This is a genomic window from Terribacillus saccharophilus (genome assembly GCF_002272075.1).
Lineage (GTDB): Bacteria > Bacillota > Bacilli > Bacillales > Amphibacillaceae > Terribacillus > Terribacillus saccharophilus_A.
The window spans coordinates 1-17,458 of record NZ_NPBJ01000023.1 but is presented as its reverse complement, the minus strand read 5'-3'; the positions used below and the strand labels follow the sequence as shown (position 1 = coordinate 17,458).

Sequence of the window (17,458 nt, the reverse complement as noted above, 5' to 3'; positions counted from 1 at the left end):
TTTTACCTTCTAGAAGCGCTCAATTAATGAAACAGGCCACGCACTATAAAATATAGAGCGCGGCCGGTCTAAAGGAGGATACGAAGTCTAAGTTCAAGACGTTTTCATCGTCCGATAACGTCGCAACAGTCCATACCTTGGTGAGAAAAACCAAGTCAGCAGAAATAAAATACCTCCCGCGGCACTCATCGATCCAGAGATCGAAGCATCCAGTAACAGCGCGCCATAATAACCGAAGATGGCACTTGCGGCACCAAACAAACAGCTGTAAAGCAGCATTACGGATAACCTATCGGTCATAAGGTAAGCGCAGGAGCCTGGCACGACTAGCATGCTGACAACAAGGACGGCACCAACAGCATCAAAGGAGCCGACAGCTGTAATGGATACAAGACCCATTAATAAGTAATGGATCAAAGCAACCGGAACGCCTAGCGTTACTGCTAGTGCAGCATCGAAACTAGTGAGCTTTAATTCCTTGTAGAACAATAAAATGACGAGCGTTGCGAATAGGCTGATACATAGGAGCATTCCTGTTGCTTTCGGTATTTCAATTCCAAAGACAGTGTACGTATTCCATGGAATAAAGGCGATTTCTCCCATTAAGGCGTGTTCCACATCGAGGTGGACATCTCTGGCGAAAAGCGATATAAGTATGACCCCGATGGCAAAGAAAGTCGTGAAAACAATACCGATACTGGCATCTTCTTGAACACCCGAATTATGAAGTGATTGGATAGCAAATGTCGTCACCAATCCGATAACTGTTGCGCCAATTAGCATATAGATGCCGTTCAGACTGTTTGCAACAAGAAATGCGAGTACGATTCCAAGCAATACACTATGACTAATAGCATCAGCGAGCATTGTCATTCGCCGAACAATCAGGAAACAACCTACCATACCACAGCTGATTCCGACGAGACAAGCAGTCAGCAGAATCCAGCCCTCATATGTCATAAACTTTCCTCCTTCAAGCGTTCAGCACTAACGTGATGTGCCATCAGCTTTTGGATAAGACCACGCTTTGGTCCGATAATGAAGGAGAAGATAAAACAGCCAGCAGCAGTTACAACGATGAGCGGACCGGTTGCCAAACCGGTGCTGATTGTACTGATTAAAGCACCAACTATCCCAGAACAAGCCCCAATAGCTCCAGCGATGATCACCATCCAGCCAAGCCGATCCGTCCAGTACCTGGCGCTAATAGCTGGGATGATAAGCAATGCAGCCATCAGAATAACGCCAACCGCTTGGATGCCAATTACGACCGTAATTACAAGCAGGGTAGAGAAGAGTGTTTCAAGTAAACCAACTGGCAGCCCGCTGTTTTTGGCAAAGTCAGGATCGAATATAAGCAGCTTCCATTCCTTAAATAGAAGAAAGGCGATGAGAATCAGTCCGCCGGCAGCACCAGCCATTGTATAGACATCGTCCCGAGTCATAGCTGCAGCCTGCCCGAAGATGAAGTGGTCGAGTCCGCTTTTATTTCCTCCAGCCTGCTGCGTAATTCGGCTCAGCAAAACAATTCCTGTACCGAAAAAGACGCTTAATATAAGACAGATGGCAGCATCTTTTTTGATCCTCGTCGTTGTAGTAATAAGCTGGATGAGATAGGTTGCCAGTAGTCCCGTTGCAGTCGCACCGAGCAGTAGGACAAGCAACTGCTTCTCACCAATAAGGAGGTAAGAAATACATATGCCTGGCAGCGCTGCGTGAGCAACGGCGTCACCGATAAGACTCTGTTTTTTTAAGAGAGCAAAGCTTCCAAGAACTCCGCTGGCAATCCCAAGCAGCATTGTGCTCAGCACAACCCATTGCGTGTTCGGCTGATGCAGCAATGCATTCCACATATCCTGTATCATGACATAACTCGCTTATCGCCGGTTGGTGAGAAGAAAGCCAACGTACCGCCATAGGTTTTTTGAAGCAGGTCTTTTGTAAATACTTGCTCGGTGGGCCCGTTAGCTATCACAGTGCGATTTAATAGAAGTGTGTGATCGAAGTATTCCAGCACTGTCTGTAAATCGTGATGCACAACGATGACCGTTTTGCCTTTATGCTTTAATTCCCGTAACAGATCGATAATCGCTTTTTCTGTTTTAGCATCCACTCCGACGAAGGGCTCATCCATGAAATATACTTCCGCATCTTGCACCAATGCGCGTGCCAAAAAGATTCGCTGCTGCTGTCCGCCGGAAAGTTGGCGGATCTGCCTATCTGCGTAATCTGCCATTCCGAGCTTGTGTAATGCCTCTTTCGCAAGCATAATATCCTGCTTTGAAGGCCGTTTAAACCAGCCTATATGTCCATACCGACCCATCAATATGACATCAAGTGCATTAGTTGGAAAGTCCCAATCAACTGATCCGCGCTGTGGTACATACCCTACATTACGGTTTTTTGGACTGTAAGGCTTGCCTAGAATGGAAATTTGTCCTGATGAACGCTTCAGCATTCCAAGAATGGCTTTGATTAACGTGGATTTTCCTGCGCCATTTGGTCCGACGATGGCTGTAAGACTTCCTTTCGGTATAGAGAGTTCCACTTGTTCTAGTACAGCTTTTCTATCATATGCAACTTGCAAATCCTTTACATTCAAGGCTTCCATTCGTCATCCTCCTATTTCAAAGCGTCAACGATCGTGTCTACATTGTGACGATACATGCCGATATACGTGCCTTCTTCCGTACCTTCCTCACCCATAGCATCAGAATAAAGTTCGCCACCAATTTCAACTTCGTGTCCAGCTTCCTTGGCTCCATCAATCACAGCATTGATCGACTTTTCGGACACACTCGACTCCACGAATACAGCACCAATTTTACGTTCAGTCAGCGTATCCACCAGTCTCTGGATATCAGCCAGACCGAATTCGGAGTCAGTAGACAACCCCTGCAGTCCCATCACTTCCATATCATATGCCTCACCGAAATATTGAAAGGCATCATGCGCTGTAATGAGAACCCGCTGTTCTTCTGGAATGGAGGCTAGCTGTTCTTCGGCATAAGCTTTCAGCTCATCCAGTTCCTTTAAATAAGCAGTTTCGTTTTTTTCATAGTCTGCTTTGTTATCGGGATCTTCTTCGATGAATGTGTCTGTAATACTGCCAATTGCATCTTTCCAGATTGCAACGTCAAACCAGATATGAGGATCGGACAATGTGTTATCCTCCGCATCAGTAAGCAGACCGGAACCGTCGATGTTCTCCCCGATTGCTACTGCAGGTGTCTTATCCTGCATATTTTCGAACACTTCCAGCATCTGGCCTTCCAGATGAAGCCCGTTATAAAGAATGACATCTGCATCCTGAAGCTTTTGCATATCGCTTTGCGTTGCTTTGTACAAATGCGGGTCAATTCCTGGACCCATTAGACTTTCAACTTCCACATGTTCGCCGCCAATCTGTTCAGCAGCATCGGCAATTTGAGCAATAGTCGTCGTCACCTGCAATTTGTTTTCCTCAGAACCCGAAGCAGAATCGGAAGCACCACAGCCAGCAAGTAAGAAAACAGCAAACAAAGGGGAAACAAAGTAAAACAGCTTCTTCACACAAAACACTCCTTTTCAGTAAATTCAATTCTTTAGGCGCACGCACTTATTTTGCCTTAGTGCAAAATTATATTATGTACATGGGAAAGTCAAGTGCATGTTTGCAAAAAATAATCAATCAAGAAAATAAATTTACCTAAGGCAAAAAACGACATGTATTGCATGAAAATTATGGTAATATGATGGGAAGGGGGATGATATCAATGGAACATATGAGAGGAATTATGCAAGTATTGAGACTTGCTGAAAAGCTCAAATTTGAGATGCGACACAGTTGGCTGTCAAACGGCAGACAGGAAAGTGTAGCAGAACATACATGGCGCGTAGGCCTGATGGCAGTGCTTATAGAACCATACATAGAAGAAAAACTAGACATGGCAAAATTGTTGAAGATGATCACGATTCATGATTTAGTCGAAGCAGAGGCAAAGGATGTGCCTGCTTTTGATACGCTGTTTGATAGGGGGAGAAAAAAACAAAAGCAGCTGGCAGAGTCAACAGCAATGGATAATATCAGAGCAATGCTGGAAGAAGAGCCAGGGAAGGAGCTGCAGGCACTTTGGCTTGAATTTGAAGCAAAACAAACATTCGAGGCAAAAGTAGCCAACGCTTTAGATAAGCTGGAAGCACAGTTGCAGCATAATGAAGCTTCGATGGATACATGGCTGGAGATAGAAAAGGAAATGGTTTACTTGCTAAAGCCACATTCGGAATTCCATCCAGTACTGGATGAGCTGCGGCAAGCCATTGTTGCCGAGGCGGAAGAAAAAATGGAAGCGCATGGTTCTGTTCAAAGCGTGGGACTTTCGGAATGATCAAGGGGATCAGCCATATAACGTTTGTTGTCAGAAATCTCGATCAAACAGCTGCTCTTTTCAAGGAGATTTTAGATGCGGAAGAAGTATACGACAGCGGGAATGAAAGGCATTCATTATATCCGGAGAAGTTTTTTTTGATAGGCGGTCAATGGATTGCTGTCATGCAAGCAGAAGAAGTTGTGAACCGGACATATCATCACGTCGCTTTTCAAGTAACAGCAACTGAACTCGACACGTACAGAGATAGGATAGAGAAGGCTGGCTTAGAAATAAGACACTCCCGCTCCCGGATTGCCGGTGAGGGGGAGTCCATCTATTTCTATGATTTTGATAATAACCTGTTCGAATTGCACACGGGCACGCTGGAGGAACGAGTAAAAGCATACAAAAAAGGATGAAGCTTAAGCCAAGCTTCATCCTTTTTCCTGCTCCTCTAAATAAGGCAATATGATTGATTCAAATGTTTCTGGATTAGTAACAATTCGGTTTAAATAATAGGGGGCATCTTTTACTGTAATCGATTGCGGCGCAAGGATAGCCGCTTGTTCGAAGCCAGCATCTTGCACAAACTTGAGCAACCTTATCATTCGTATTTCCATAAGGATAGGCGAAGGTAACAGGATCAATATTCAAATGCTTCTCAATCACGGCTTTACTTTTCTCTAAGTCTTTTGCGAAGGCTTCCAGATTATTGTCATCCAGAAACAGTGGCTTGTCTGCTTCAAGCCTGTGCATATCATATGTATGCGAACCGATTGTAGCGAGTCCGCTGTCGGCCATTTCCTGTATCTGCGTCCAGGTAGCCATCTGCAGATTTTGGAAGTCCTTATCACCGACATGCCCAGCAATAACATAAAGAGTGAAAGGTACGTTCTCTTTTTCCAGGATTGGAAAGGAATTTTCATATACAGTCCGATCAATATCATCAAAGTTGATCCACACGCAGCGATCCGGAAAAGCGCCTTCTTTCTGGTAGCGATTAATGTCTTCTGGTGTAACAAAGGTAACTTCTATATCTTTTAGTTTCTTGAGCTGTCCCTCGAAATCATCGGTGTAGACACTATAGCGTGTCAGTTCATCCGACCGAGTGAAGAAAGAGACTGTCTTATTAAACACAGTTGGGCGCCTTACCCTATGGTAATTCAATCCGAGGCAGCCATCTTGATTCAAGGCATGATCAACCTTTGTCTCTTCGGCTACGTCTGCCTCAAACAAGTGAATAGCACGAAAAGTGATCAACCCTACTATTACTAAACCAACAAGGATTAAAAGAATTCTTCTCATTTTTCCAAATCACGTACCGGATTTTTTTCGAACTCAATATAATTGCTCGTTTGCAGTTTCTTGATTGTTTCTGCTGGAATGAGCTCCAGCTTTTCCAAGTCATCTACTGTAACTGGCTTTGGCGGCTTGCGTCGCGTCTTGCTTCCAAAACGTTTCTTGTTATACGTTCTCCAGAACAAGAAGTAAAGGAGGAAGAACAGAAATATACATACACCGATCAGCATGAAAGTCCGAACCTCGGTATTTGAAGTCTTGAAAGCTATTTTCAATATACCGCTGTACCGATCATTTGTATCAAATAAAGCAGAGGCAAAAAACCAAACGACAAACAGACTATAAATCCAGATAAGCAGTGTGAATAGCAGGCTCACGATGAAACGCGGCAAAGACTGCTTTTCCAAAATGATCACTTGTTCCTGTTGATCCCGCGGTCTGGGCTTTTCCATGTCGCATAGCCTCCTTTATAACGTGATGCAATGGCACGAGGAAACGCACTCATTACTACACCTGTATTAACGATCCAGTAAATAGCAGGATACCAGGATGCCCACAGATAAAATCGTTTCACTTTGTCATACTTCGAATCAATATGCAAAGAGATAAAGAGCTGAATCAGACTCATAAATACAAGAGCGAAGGAAGTGAATGTAATCCAGATGAGCATTTCCTGGAAAGTTTCTGCTGTAAGCAATAGTGATACTGTTACAAACAACCAAGCAAAAGCCCAGATTGTACTAATCCATTGCTCTAAATAAACAACCCAAATGCGGCGCTGATTCCAGCGGAACAGCACACGCCAGTGGCGCAGCATAACTTCCTGCCCTCCTTGTGCCCAGCGAACACGCTGTTTCCAAATTCCTTTCAAACTCTCCGGGACAAGCATCCAGCACAGTGCCCGCGGTTCATATCGTATATCCCAGAAGCGCTGCTGCAGCTTCCAGCTGACAGCGATATCTTCCGTAATCATATCCCGATCCCACAAACGAACATCCAAAAGCGCCCGCTTCCGGAACGCCACGACAACACCGGAAACCGTCATAACTTTTCCGAGAATTCGCTGGGTGCGCTTGATTGCTCCAATGATAGAGGAGTACTCTACGAGCTGCATCCGGCTGAGCAGTGTATTTCGGTTCCGAATTCGCGGGTTCCCGGTAACTGCACCAAGACGCTCACCCTTATGCAGAAAGTGATGAATCAAATAATATGGTGCATCATTATCAAGAATCGCATCTGAATCCAAGCAAAGCAGAAATTCACCTCTGGCAGCATGCGCCCCAAGATGCAAAGCATTCGCTTTACCTCGGTTCTCGTACGACTGGATAACTCGGATACTCGGATGTTTCTGACTGAGTTTTTTCAGGATAGAGGCAGTATTATCCTTGCTGCCATCATTAATCAAAATGATCTCTTTCTTCGGATAATCCAAACCTAGTAAGTTATCTAATGTCTCTTCAATCGTATCTTCCTCATTATAACAAGGGACCAAAAAACTGATCAGCGGCCAATCGACCTTCTCAAAATCAATTTTTTGGTCTTTGTCACGAAACCATATATAGACAAGCGTACCAGCAATCCAAAACAGCGACATCACAAATGGGTACCAAAAGACGAAACTAGCAATGCCATTCAGCCCTGGTACGAAAATATTATCGAACATATCTTGCCCACCTTTATGTATTACGCAACTGCGCTATCAAAGTATAATAGATTGCCACATGAAAAGCACTAGTAATTTGTATATATATGTAAAAGAAAGTAAAAAAATAAAGGAGTTTTTGGGCTGGCTATAAGCTAAAATTTTTGATTGTTATTTGGATGATTTCTACAATTTAATGAAGTTGCTTGATCGGACGATAAATAAATAAAGGTAGACTTAAACTGAGTAAATCCAGGTTTTTACACTTTTAAAATTTTCTGCTTTTCTGTGTTTGCTATATATACTTCTATATGTTATGATGAATTTAGTTATTTTTGTTCGGTGTAAAATTTGCAAGAATGATTTTTATCTTGAGATAGTATGTTTGAACAAGGGTAGTAATACATTTGTGGACAACCCACAACAGGAGGCAATTATTATGGAACAAGGTACAGTAAAATGGTTTAACGCAGACAAAGGTTTCGGTTTCATCGAAGTTGAAGGCGGAGAAGATGTATTCGTACACTTCAGCGCTATCCAAGGCGAAGGCTTCAAATCTTTAGACGAAGGTCAAAAAGTTTCTTTCGATATCGAACAAGGTCAACGTGGAGCACAAGCTGCTAACGTTAACAAAATCTAATTACAAATAAAAAAGACTCCTTCTGGAGTCTTTTTTATTTTGAATAATTTAGCTAGTAAAAACAAAACATATTATAACTACTCTGAAATCACGGTATAAAAATACCAGAGTTGATAGAAGTTCTTTAGGGAATCATACAAGCATAAATAAATTTTGAATTGATACCCGAGAGGATGAGACCTATGAGCGCAGGAACTTTTCGTAATGGAGAAATAGTAAAAATAAGAGAGTCAAATGAATTAGTAACAGTCTTAAAAAGTCATTATGTGAAAAATATGAAAAAATACTCTTATGTAGTCAATAAGTATCCCAGTACTTTTTTCTTTGAAGAAGAATTAATGAAGAATGAAGAATAGTATTACATGGACCGACCGGCAGCTGCCAGTCGGTTTTTATTATTTTGCACAAGCAATAGCTAGTTAAGGATGTGTAATTTCAATCACATCATGCTCTGGTGTTACGTATTCTTCTTTTTGTAACAAATACCCGTATCGAAGTTCGACGCTCGCATATTCAAATGTATTATCTTCCTTGACTACAACGAAGAGTTCAATATCATCTCTGATTGACAGATTTACTGGATCATAAAATCTAAAACCCAACTGCTCTTTCATATAGCTTTCAGATGTATAAGGGGTAAAGTAATAAGCTCTCTTCCAATCGTAATTAATATAATCTCCAAGATTTAATGAATTTGTATTTTCCTCTTTTAACTTGTTATTCAGACTTTCTTCCAATGTCCTATCGTGATTAACGGATAGAAAAGGCAGGACTATATAGACTGAAACTCCAATAATTGCAACTAAGCAAACAATGACTAAAAGTAATTTGATTTTTTTCGAAATAGGATTCTTCTCCATTCTATTTCCAGGATATTACTTATTATAATGCATTTGGATAGATGAGGTAATAAAATTTTCTTGGCGGCCTTCTTCCCCTCATTACTACAACAAATCAGCGGACAATTGACTATCTCGATAATTCTACCAGCTTTCCAAATAGTGACATTACAAGCATATTCCAAAAGATGGGGCTGTTGATGCCATTAGCCTGGTACGAAAAGTTCATAAGTGTAATTGCTCACTTCCATATATTCTTAAATATCGCTATTAAGTAAATTAACTGCCAGTCGGAAGCAAGAGGATTCTGTATAATCTGTGCAAATTATTAAACAGCGGTTCTCTGATAACTTATGCTAGTCACACAACCCACGCAATACCGGGTGAGAAAGCTATACTGTGACACAGTAAGAAGAAAATTCAGAATATAACGTTAAATTATCAGCGACACACTAATTGGCATGAAACTTGCTTATAAGTTAAGTGAGGAGGTGAATGTAGATGAAAAAGTTCATCATCGCATCACATGGCAATTTAGCAAAGGAACTTAAGAACTCTGTTCAAATGATCATGGGAAACACTTATGAAATGGATGCTGTATGTATGGATCCCGAGAGAACAATGGACTCGATCAAAGAAGAAATCAACAAAAAGCTGAACAATGAGGATACCAATGCTGAATACATCATTTTAACGGATGTACTCGGTGGAAGTATCGCTAATTTAAGTGCTGAGTTTACCCGTTTTTCTAATGTTCATGTTGTAACTGGGTTCAATTTATCGCTCGTATTGGAAATGCTTAGTTTGAAAGATGCGATGTCAACGAAAGATTTGATAGAGCATTGTGTACATCAAGCAAAAAACGGAATTGTGTATGTCAATGAAGTGTTATCTAAAAGTATATCCAAATAGATAGGAGGAACATAAATGATTAAACTTGTAAGAATTGATGATCGACTATTACACGGCCAAGTAGCTTTTGCCTGGTCCCGTCATCTTGATGTAAATACAGTTATTATTGCAAATGATCTAGCGGCAAATGATCCATTAAAGAAGATGACGTTAAATCTAGCCAAAGCACCGGGCAGCACACTATACATCAAAACAGTAACAGAAACCATCGAAATACTTCCAAAATTAGAGGATCCCAAATTTAAAGCATTGATTCTTGTTGATAATTCCAAGGATGCCTTAGCTCTAGTTGAAAGCTATAACGGTATAAAAAGTATTAATCTTGGCGGGATGCGGATGGCTGAGGGTAAGAAACTAATTTCCAGAGCTATCGCTGTAGATGAAAACGATAAAGAAAATCTGAACGAAATAATCAGCCGCGGGATAGAAGTGGAAATCCGGCAGGTCCCAACTGATAGTAAAAAATTATTTGAATCTGTCGTGTAAAAGGGAGGGGGAAGTCCTATGGTTTTAGAAGCCATACTAATCGGGTTGTTAGGAGCGATTGGGATTTTAGATGGAAGGATATTTGGACAGATGATGTTTGAACGACCGCTTGTCATGGGGCCGTTGGTAGGATTAGTACTGGGAGATTTCACTACCGGAATCATTGTCGGAGCTACATTAGAGCTGGTATGGATGGGGATCGTTGGTGTTGGATCAGCAACACCACCTGACGTAACAACTGGAGGTATCTTAGGAACGGCTTTTGCCATTATGACGGACAGCGGAGCTGAAGTAGCCTTAGCATTGGCAGTTCCGATTGCCATACTTGCACAATCTCTAGGCATCCTCGTTCGTACAATCAACACTTCTTTTATACATCGTGCAGATAAGTATGCTGAAGAAGGAGATACAAAGAAAATTGTACTGATGCACTGGCTTGCAGTAGGACTATTTTTCCTAAACGGTTTTGTTCCGAACTTTTTGGGGATTCTTTTAGGTTCTGAAGTAGTCGAGGGCATTGTAAATGCTATTCCTCAAACCATCACAGAAGGGCTACAAGTTGCAGCAAATATGTTCCCAGCACTCGGTTTTGCACTATTGCTGCAAATGACATTTACTAAAAAATTATCACCTTTCTATTTTCTCGGCTTTGGTTTAGCTGTCTTTTTCGGACTCGATATCACACCTGTAGCTGTAATTGGAGCAATTATTGCAGTCGTTATCTATCAGCTTATGCCAACAGATAAGGACAAGGAGGTGCTTCTCTAGTGGAAGAAAAGCAAATGCATCACCAAGTGAGCGCTGACCAAGATCAAATAGTAGATAAAAGAACATTAAGAAGGGTCTTTTGGAGATCTTTTCACCTACAAGGATCATTCAACTATGAGCGGATGCAGGCTTTAGGCTATCTGTATGCGATGATTCCTATACTTTTAAAGCTTTATCCGAAGAAGAGTGATTTGGCCGCAGCCTTAAAAAGGCATTTGGAGTTTTTCAATACTACTCCTGCTGTTTCCAGTTTCGTCATGGGAATCTCAACGGCAATGGAAGAAAAGAATGCAAGGGAAAAAGGAGTTTTCGATTCTTCTTCCATTAATGCGATAAAGGTAGCCTTGATGGGACCGTTAGCCGGTATTGGTGACTCTTTCTTCTGGGGAACTTTTCGTGTAATTGCAGCCGGTATTGGAATATCGCTTGCCAGTCAAGGCAACATTCTTGGAGCGATTCTCTTCCTGGTACTCTACAATATCCCTCACTTTTTCTTACGTTACAAAGGTACGTTTTGGGGTTATAACCAGGGAACTACACTTTTGAGCTCTTTATATGAAAAGGGAAACATGGAAAAAGTCTCATATTGTGCAGGCATACTTGGATTAATTGTCATAGGTGCTATGACCGGTACACTGGTACAATTTACAACTCCATTAGAAATAAGTATTCAGGGAGCAACTGTTAACTTACAGGAAACACTAGATCAAATCATGCCAAATATCTTGCCGCTTGGACTTACCCTGCTGCTATTTTTGATGCTGAAAAAGGGTGTCAAAGTGAACTATATAATGATTGGTATCATTGCTGTTGGTATTTTAGGCAAATGGGCTGGAATTCTATAAAATCTATTAGGTGAAAGGGGAAGCATTATGCAAAAAAATCTAATGAATCAATTTATCCATGAGGAAAAGGAAGTTCTCACATCTATCTTACAAAGGAAGGAAGATATTATAGGGGTCAGCGTGCAAGCTTATACAAAAAACGAAATCGAAAACGTTTATGTGATAGGTTCCGGAACTTCCTATCATGCTGCATTAGTGGCGAAAGACACGATATCAAGATTACTAAATAAACAGGTATTTGTTATGTATCCAACACATTTCGAACGAGAGCAGCTGCATTTAGGCGGAAAACAGCTTGTTATTGGAATTTCTCAAGGTGGCAGGAGCCTATCGACAATTCATGGAATTGAGAAAGCAAAGCAATGGGGTTTTCCTACTATCGGAATTTCCGAGTATGCAGAAAGTGATTTAGCAGACACAGTAGACTATTTTATTCCTTTATCCATCGGTTCGGTTGAGAAAGCAGGAGCGAAGACGAAAGGGTATGTTGGAACCATCCTTACTTTGATTCTCTTCGCCATGCAGGCTTCTGGACAGCAGGATGAAGAAATATTGGAGAGCCTGCAAACTACTTTCGGCAGCATTGATACGCTGGCTTATGTTTCTGAAGAATGGTATCAAAAAATTAAGGGTGATTTCTATCATGCAAAAGATATTGCTGTAATAGGATATGGCACAAATTACGCTACAGCTTTGGAAGGAGCATTGAAACTCCTGGAAACGGCAAGGGTTCCTGTGGTCGGTTATGAAATGGAAGAATACATGCACGGCGTTTATAACTGTATTAGCCCAGACAGCTTCATTATATTTTTGGCCTCAGAGCACAAAGATAAAGAAAGGCTGCTCCATATGAAAGAATTCTTGGGAGAAATAACGGATCATTGTTACGTGATAGGTAAAGAGGGTACCTTTGAAGCTTCTGATAAGGATTTAGCTTTTGCTTTCCAAGAGCAGGAAGACTTTTCTGCTTTTGAATATATTGTTCCACTTCAAATCTTGTCATCGTTATTATCTGCTGATAAGGGCATAGATGCAGCAATTCCGAAATTCCCCAATTTCCATACAATGATGGGAAGCAAGGTAGCTAATGTCTAATTATTTTCTAACTATTAAGAAAACTAAAGATATAATATAAAGGTAGAGTTTAAGTAGATCGGATAGGAGATGAATTAGATATGATAAAAGACAACATAATCCAACAAATCTTACATCTGTCTGCTAATCTGCCAGATCAACATGAGGACCAGATTGGAATTGATGCCAGTCAAATTGCAGCACTGATGCAGATAAGCAGAAGTGCTGCAAGCAGGTATTTAAACGAACTTAATCGTTCTGGAGATATGGTTAAGGTTAACACTAGACCGGTTTATTTTCACTTGAAGAGGCATTTAGAAGAGCATTATAAGAAGCCTGTCGTCCAAACTAGCTTTTCTAGTTACGAAGAGTTATTTCACTACTTGCGTAATGAAGAAAGCAAGAAAAGGAATCCATTCTCTGTATTCATTGGGGCAGAAGGAAGTATGTCCACTCAAATAGAGCAATTAAAAGCAGCCATTAGTTATCCTCCAAGAGGTCTTCCAATCATGATCGCCGGTGAAACAGGTGTCGGAAAAAGCAATTTGGCGCGATTAACGTATGAATACGCATTGGAAAGCAAACTGATCGCTCATGAGAGCCCTTTTCTTACAATGAACTGTGCGGAATTCGCAGATAATCCAGAGCTAGTCACAGCAAATCTCTTTGGATATGTTAGCGGAGCGTTTACCGGAGCTGTGAAAGATACAAAGGGCATTATCGAGGCTGCTGATGGCGGTATTCTCTTCTTGGATGAGGTACATCGTTTATCAGCGGAAGGTCAGGAGAAATTGTTCTTGTTCATGGATCAAGGTGTTTTTCATCCATTAGGAGATAACCAAAAATGGAAGAGATCAGATGTTAGACTCCTATTTGCAACTACAGAAGGAATAGAAGAGACCTTTCTGCCGACTTTCATTAGGAGAATTCCGATCATCACATCGATTCCTCCATTAAGGGAACGATCTGATGATGAGAAGTTCCGCTTAATTTACCTTTTCTATGAAAAAGAAAGCAGGAATATCGGTGTTAAACTAGGTATCCAGCATGATGTCATCCGAGCGTTGATGGCCTATCCTCCAAAAGGAAATGTAGGAGAGTTAAAGAATATAATTACAACTTCTTGTGCGAAAGCTTATCAAGAAACTATTTCTATAAAAGATGATGGAATCCATATTCAACAACGTCATTTGCCGAAGGAAATTGTCGAATATTATTTACTCAATAAACAAAAACAGGTACTGGAACTGCCGGATGAATCTATATCTATACATCCGGCAGTACAAATTGTAAGTGATCTTCCCTTCTTGAACCAAGCGACTGGTAAATTAAATGGTATTTACCAGTCACTTATAGAACGATTAGCGAGTAACACGGATACTAAGGATGATATCTCAGAGCTCACTATCCTTGTCAATCAGGAAATTGATCGAATCATGTACAGCAATCAAAAGGTAGTCGGTGAGGTAGAATTTCTTAGTCTAAAACAACTTATCACTACTTACATGGAGTATAGACCGGTTGAAAAATCGATTATCTTTCCGGGAAGTTTTATTATCGGGCTAACACATTATCTGTTCGAAGCCTGTAGCTCAGCTCTTCCAGCTACAGAAGAGGGCACTACTAAGCAGGTGCTGGATGCAGTCCGATTACTGCTGCCGGATGAAGTCACCTACGCGAATAGAGTCGTCAACAAAATTAGGGATACTTTTGATGTATATGTGAACAAGCTTGATATTGCTGTTATTGCTCTTTATCTGTCTGGGTTAAAGAAAAATAAGAGGTCTGACAGAATCAGATCGGTCATCGTTTCACATGGTTTTGCCACAGCCAGCAGTATTGCTCATGTAGCAAACAGTGTGCTTGGGGATAATATATTCGAGGCTTTCGACATGCCATTAGATGTATCACCTTTTGATATCATCCATAAAATAGAGGATTACATGGAAGTTATTGATACGACAAATGGTGTCATTTTTCTTGTGGATATGGGCTCACTGACCGACTTACAAAACCATTTGAAACCTCAGGGTACAGGTCCTATTGGGTTATTAAATAATATTACAACATCCATGGCAATTGAAGTTGGAGAATCCATCCTGCGTGAAGATAAGATAGAGCAAATCCTTAAGCGTGTTACTGCATCCATCAAACCGACCTACAAACTGATTAAGGATGAGCATAACAAGAGCAATGCCATCATCACAACGTGCGGTACAGGCATGGGAACTGCAGTGAAAATCAAAGAACTCCTTGTGAAAGGCATTGGCAACACTCAAAAAATCACAGTCCTTCCCTATGATTTCTTGAGTCTAAAGAATAACGGGCTTAAGGAACATGTCTTTACTAGTTATAATGTTTTGGGGATTGTGGGTACCTTAGATCCAAAAGTGCCGCATATACCCTTTGTAGCTATGGAAGACATCATCTCGGAGAAGGATACTAATAAGCTGAATGTAATTCTTAATGGGATATTGCCTCCTGCAAAAATTGAAGAACTGAATGAAACAATGCTTAAGCTATTCTCTCTTGAAAGTGTAATTAACCATCTAACGATTCTTAATCCTGATAAGCTCATTGATAATCTTAGCGACATCCTCGGAAGAATTCAGCAAGAATTAAACATCACGTTCTCAAATCCTACTTTAATGAGTCTGTATATTCATATGAGTTGTCTTGTAGAACGTCTCGTCAAGAAAAGTCCTATTGAATATTACTCTGATATGGAACAATTCGGTGAAGAACACAAAACGTTCGTGCATCTTATGAAGCGTATTTTCTATAGGATCGAAGAGAGTTACGGCGTAGAAATTCCCTTGTCGGAGATTGGATATATTTATGACATTATAAAAATCAGAAACGAAACCTTTGTTTATTGATAGAAGAGAGGAAGGTAGTATGCTCTTAGAGAAATTTACAGTTACAGATAAAATGGGTATTCATGCCCGTCCAGCAACCAAACTAGTTCAAACAGCAAATAAGTTCAGATCTAATGTATATCTTGGTTTCGAGGAAACAAAAGTCAACATGAAATCCATAACAGGAATCATGAAACTTGGAATAACGGATGGAATGGTTATTGAGGTTATGACTGATGGGGAGGATGAGAGCGAAGCACTGCAGACTTTATGTGAATTGATTGAAAAAGAATGTATAGGAGTAACAGCGAAAGCTATTAGCTAAATCAGAAATGAAAGCATCAAGAGTTATCTCCCAGATGCTTTCATTTTTTAATTCGATTTCTAGAATCCTGAATACCTAATTCCGTCCGATATTTAGCAACTGTCCTCCTGGATATAGCAATGGAATGCTTCTGGAGTAAGGTTACAATCTTTTGATCTGATAAGGGTGAAGTCTTCCTCTCATTATCGATTAATTCTTTAATCTCTTTTTTAATCTTATAGACGGAATGATATGCATCTGTGCTTGTGCCAGAGACCCCTTTGGAGAAGAGTTGTTTGAATGCAAAGACTCCAAGTGGGGTCTGCAAGTACTTATTGCTAGTTGCTCTGCTAACAGTTGATTCATGGACATGAGCAGCACTTGCAATATCTTTTAGTGTCATGGACTTTAAGCTTGTTGTACCTTCTTTAAAGAAATCGGATTGGAAAGCAAGTATCTCCTTCGTTATGTTGTAGAGAGTTTGTTGTCTTTGCTCCAATCCTCTAATCAACTGGTTAGCTTTATACATACTGTCCTTGGCGTATCGTTTTACTTCATTTGAAGAGTCGGTATGAAGCATGGTTGAAAAAGAAGAATCAAGTTGTACCGCTGGCAAATGTGCTTGATTCACAATAATGCTGATTCCGCAGTCTGTTTGTCTTAGAATCACATCTGCTGAAATATAATGAGTAGGCTTTGTATTGAAGTTCATAGCGGGATAAGGGTGCAGTGTCTTAATTTGTAATTCTGCCTCATAGATGTCGGGTGATTTTACACCGAATATAGTTGATAGTAATTCATATTCTTTCTCTGCCAGCAGTCCAAGATGTTTATCCACAATCTTATAAGCAAGGGAATTAGACTTCCTGATTTGCAGGAGAAGGCATTCGCGTAAGTCTCTAGCACCAATTCCGGGGGGAGCTAGGGTGTGGAGTATAGCAATTGCTTCATTTAATTTATCAATATTGGTACGTAATGCAGTCGCAGCATGTAAACTATCCAAAGTGAGATAACCCTTATCATCTAAACTTCCTATTAGATAATATAATGCAGCTCTAACATCAGGTGAAATGGATAATAGAGATATTTGATGCTCTAGATGTTCTGTCAAAGATTCCTCTGATACTATTCTGTCGTATCTATCAGCTGCAGCAGAAACGGTTGACCAGCTAGATTCCCGATCAGGGGAAGGAGTTACCTCTAATTGAAGGGCGGGATTGCTTTGAATTTGGTCCAGTATGTATTCGTTAAGCTCAGCAGATGAAAACTGTAATATAGAGATGGATTGCCGAAGAGAAGGAGTTAGAGTTAGGGCTTGCTGCTGCTTTTGAATGAGTCCGACATGCAAAGGCATTAACTTCACCCCTAATTGATTGATAATTCTAATTTTACACAAATTAATTTGATTAGACTATATATAGCAGCAAAAAAAAGCGAAGCAC

General features: G+C 40.7%; 20 protein-coding genes. 11 read left to right on the top strand and 9 right to left on the bottom strand.

Annotated features, from left to right (window positions below):
* Positions 1–93 precede the first annotated feature (93 nt).
* The 4 genes from CHH48_RS12300 to CHH48_RS12285 are packed head-to-tail and all read right to left on the bottom strand — an operon-like array spanning position 94 to position 3,552.
* Positions 94–960, bottom strand: a complete 867-nt coding sequence (locus tag CHH48_RS12300; protein ID WP_095219445.1) for a metal ABC transporter permease — start codon at positions 958–960, stop codon at positions 94–96.
* Complete coding sequence (locus tag CHH48_RS12295) at positions 957–1,865, bottom strand: metal ABC transporter permease (RefSeq protein WP_095219444.1); 909 nt, start codon at positions 1,863–1,865, stop codon at positions 957–959. Before CHH48_RS12295 ends, CHH48_RS12300 begins: the two co-directional genes overlap by 4 nt.
* Entirely contained in the window at positions 1,862–2,611 is a 750-nt protein-coding gene (locus CHH48_RS12290; protein ID WP_095219443.1) for a metal ABC transporter ATP-binding protein, read from the bottom strand. The genes CHH48_RS12295 and CHH48_RS12290 overlap by 4 nt, the downstream gene beginning before the upstream one ends.
* 11 nt (positions 2,612–2,622) lie before the next feature.
* Positions 2,623–3,552, bottom strand: coding sequence for a metal ABC transporter solute-binding protein, Zn/Mn family (locus tag CHH48_RS12285; protein ID WP_095219442.1), 930 nt, complete (start codon positions 3,550–3,552; stop codon positions 2,623–2,625).
* 203 nt (positions 3,553–3,755) lie between these two features.
* On the opposite strand from CHH48_RS12285, the gene CHH48_RS12280 reads away from it, so the two are divergent.
* Positions 3,756–4,367 carry an HD domain-containing protein gene (locus CHH48_RS12280; protein WP_095219441.1) on the top strand — a complete coding sequence of 204 codons (612 nt, stop codon included), beginning with the start codon at positions 3,756–3,758 and terminating at the stop codon, positions 4,365–4,367.
* The gene (gene fosX / locus CHH48_RS12275; RefSeq protein WP_095219440.1) at positions 4,364–4,768 is read left to right on the top strand and encodes a FosX/FosE/FosI family fosfomycin resistance hydrolase; all 405 of its coding nucleotides are present in this window, start codon (positions 4,364–4,366) and stop codon (positions 4,766–4,768) included. Before CHH48_RS12280 ends, fosX begins: the two co-directional genes overlap by 4 nt.
* Before the next feature lie 73 nt (positions 4,769–4,841).
* Here the strand turns inward: fosX and CHH48_RS12270 are convergent, their stop codons facing one another.
* From CHH48_RS12270 to pgaC, 3 genes are read right to left on the bottom strand one after another with little or no spacing between them, the layout of a single operon-like run.
* Positions 4,842–5,654 (bottom strand): polysaccharide deacetylase family protein, encoded by an 813-nt coding sequence (locus CHH48_RS12270; protein ID WP_245840374.1) that lies wholly within the window; start codon positions 5,652–5,654, stop codon positions 4,842–4,844.
* Positions 5,651–6,100 carry a poly-beta-1,6-N-acetyl-D-glucosamine biosynthesis protein PgaD gene (pgaD, locus tag CHH48_RS12265; RefSeq protein WP_095219439.1) on the bottom strand — a complete coding sequence of 150 codons (450 nt, stop codon included), beginning with the start codon at positions 6,098–6,100 and terminating at the stop codon, positions 5,651–5,653. Before pgaD ends, CHH48_RS12270 begins: the two co-directional genes overlap by 4 nt.
* Positions 6,061–7,311 carry a poly-beta-1,6-N-acetyl-D-glucosamine synthase gene (pgaC, locus tag CHH48_RS12260; protein WP_095219438.1) on the bottom strand — a complete coding sequence of 417 codons (1,251 nt, stop codon included), beginning with the start codon at positions 7,309–7,311 and terminating at the stop codon, positions 6,061–6,063. The genes pgaD and pgaC overlap by 40 nt, the downstream gene beginning before the upstream one ends.
* Before the next feature lie 418 nt (positions 7,312–7,729).
* Between pgaC and CHH48_RS12255 the strand changes: the two genes are divergently transcribed.
* Together CHH48_RS12255 and CHH48_RS19580 are read left to right on the top strand one after the other, a co-directional pair.
* Entirely contained in the window at positions 7,730–7,930 is a 201-nt protein-coding gene (locus tag CHH48_RS12255) for a cold-shock protein (protein WP_095219437.1), read from the top strand.
* A gap of 182 nt (positions 7,931–8,112) precedes the next feature.
* Positions 8,113–8,286, top strand: coding sequence for a hypothetical protein (locus tag CHH48_RS19580; RefSeq protein WP_175074329.1), 174 nt, complete (start codon positions 8,113–8,115; stop codon positions 8,284–8,286).
* A 63-nt stretch (positions 8,287–8,349) separates the two neighbouring features.
* Here CHH48_RS19580 and CHH48_RS12250 read toward each other — a convergent pair whose 3' ends face one another.
* Positions 8,350–8,790: a hypothetical protein gene (locus CHH48_RS12250; RefSeq protein WP_095219436.1), complete on the bottom strand. Its 441-nt coding sequence runs from the start codon at positions 8,788–8,790 to the stop codon at positions 8,350–8,352.
* Between the two features lie 480 nt (positions 8,791–9,270).
* On the opposite strand from CHH48_RS12250, the gene CHH48_RS12245 reads away from it, so the two are divergent.
* The 7 genes from CHH48_RS12245 (at position 9,271) to CHH48_RS12215 (ending at position 16,037) form a co-directional block, all read left to right on the top strand.
* Positions 9,271–9,681 carry a PTS sugar transporter subunit IIA gene (locus CHH48_RS12245; RefSeq protein ID WP_095219435.1) on the top strand — a complete coding sequence of 137 codons (411 nt, stop codon included), beginning with the start codon at positions 9,271–9,273 and terminating at the stop codon, positions 9,679–9,681.
* 15 nt (positions 9,682–9,696) lie between these two features.
* The gene (locus CHH48_RS12240; RefSeq protein ID WP_095219434.1) at positions 9,697–10,167 is read left to right on the top strand and encodes a PTS sugar transporter subunit IIB; all 471 of its coding nucleotides are present in this window, start codon (positions 9,697–9,699) and stop codon (positions 10,165–10,167) included.
* 18 nt (positions 10,168–10,185) lie between these two features.
* On the top strand, positions 10,186–10,935 hold the full coding sequence (locus tag CHH48_RS12235) for a PTS mannose/fructose/sorbose/N-acetylgalactosamine transporter subunit IIC (protein WP_095219433.1): 750 nt from the start codon (positions 10,186–10,188) through the stop codon (positions 10,933–10,935).
* The gene (locus tag CHH48_RS12230; RefSeq protein ID WP_342747548.1) at positions 10,935–11,780 is read left to right on the top strand and encodes a PTS system mannose/fructose/sorbose family transporter subunit IID; all 846 of its coding nucleotides are present in this window, start codon (positions 10,935–10,937) and stop codon (positions 11,778–11,780) included. Before CHH48_RS12235 ends, CHH48_RS12230 begins: the two co-directional genes overlap by 1 nt.
* 27 nt (positions 11,781–11,807) lie before the next feature.
* The gene (locus CHH48_RS12225; RefSeq protein ID WP_095219432.1) at positions 11,808–12,875 is read left to right on the top strand and encodes an SIS domain-containing protein; all 1,068 of its coding nucleotides are present in this window, start codon (positions 11,808–11,810) and stop codon (positions 12,873–12,875) included.
* Between the two features lie 80 nt (positions 12,876–12,955).
* The gene (locus tag CHH48_RS12220) at positions 12,956–15,733 is read left to right on the top strand and encodes a sigma 54-interacting transcriptional regulator (protein ID WP_095219431.1); all 2,778 of its coding nucleotides are present in this window, start codon (positions 12,956–12,958) and stop codon (positions 15,731–15,733) included.
* Positions 15,734–15,752: 19 nt separating this feature from the next.
* Positions 15,753–16,037: an HPr family phosphocarrier protein gene (locus tag CHH48_RS12215; RefSeq protein WP_095219430.1), complete on the top strand. Its 285-nt coding sequence runs from the start codon at positions 15,753–15,755 to the stop codon at positions 16,035–16,037.
* A 40-nt stretch (positions 16,038–16,077) separates the two neighbouring features.
* Here the strand turns inward: CHH48_RS12215 and rpoN are convergent, their stop codons facing one another.
* Positions 16,078–17,370 carry an RNA polymerase factor sigma-54 gene (gene rpoN / locus CHH48_RS12210; protein WP_095219429.1) on the bottom strand — a complete coding sequence of 431 codons (1,293 nt, stop codon included), beginning with the start codon at positions 17,368–17,370 and terminating at the stop codon, positions 16,078–16,080.
* Between the last annotated feature and the right edge of the window lie 88 nt (positions 17,371–17,458).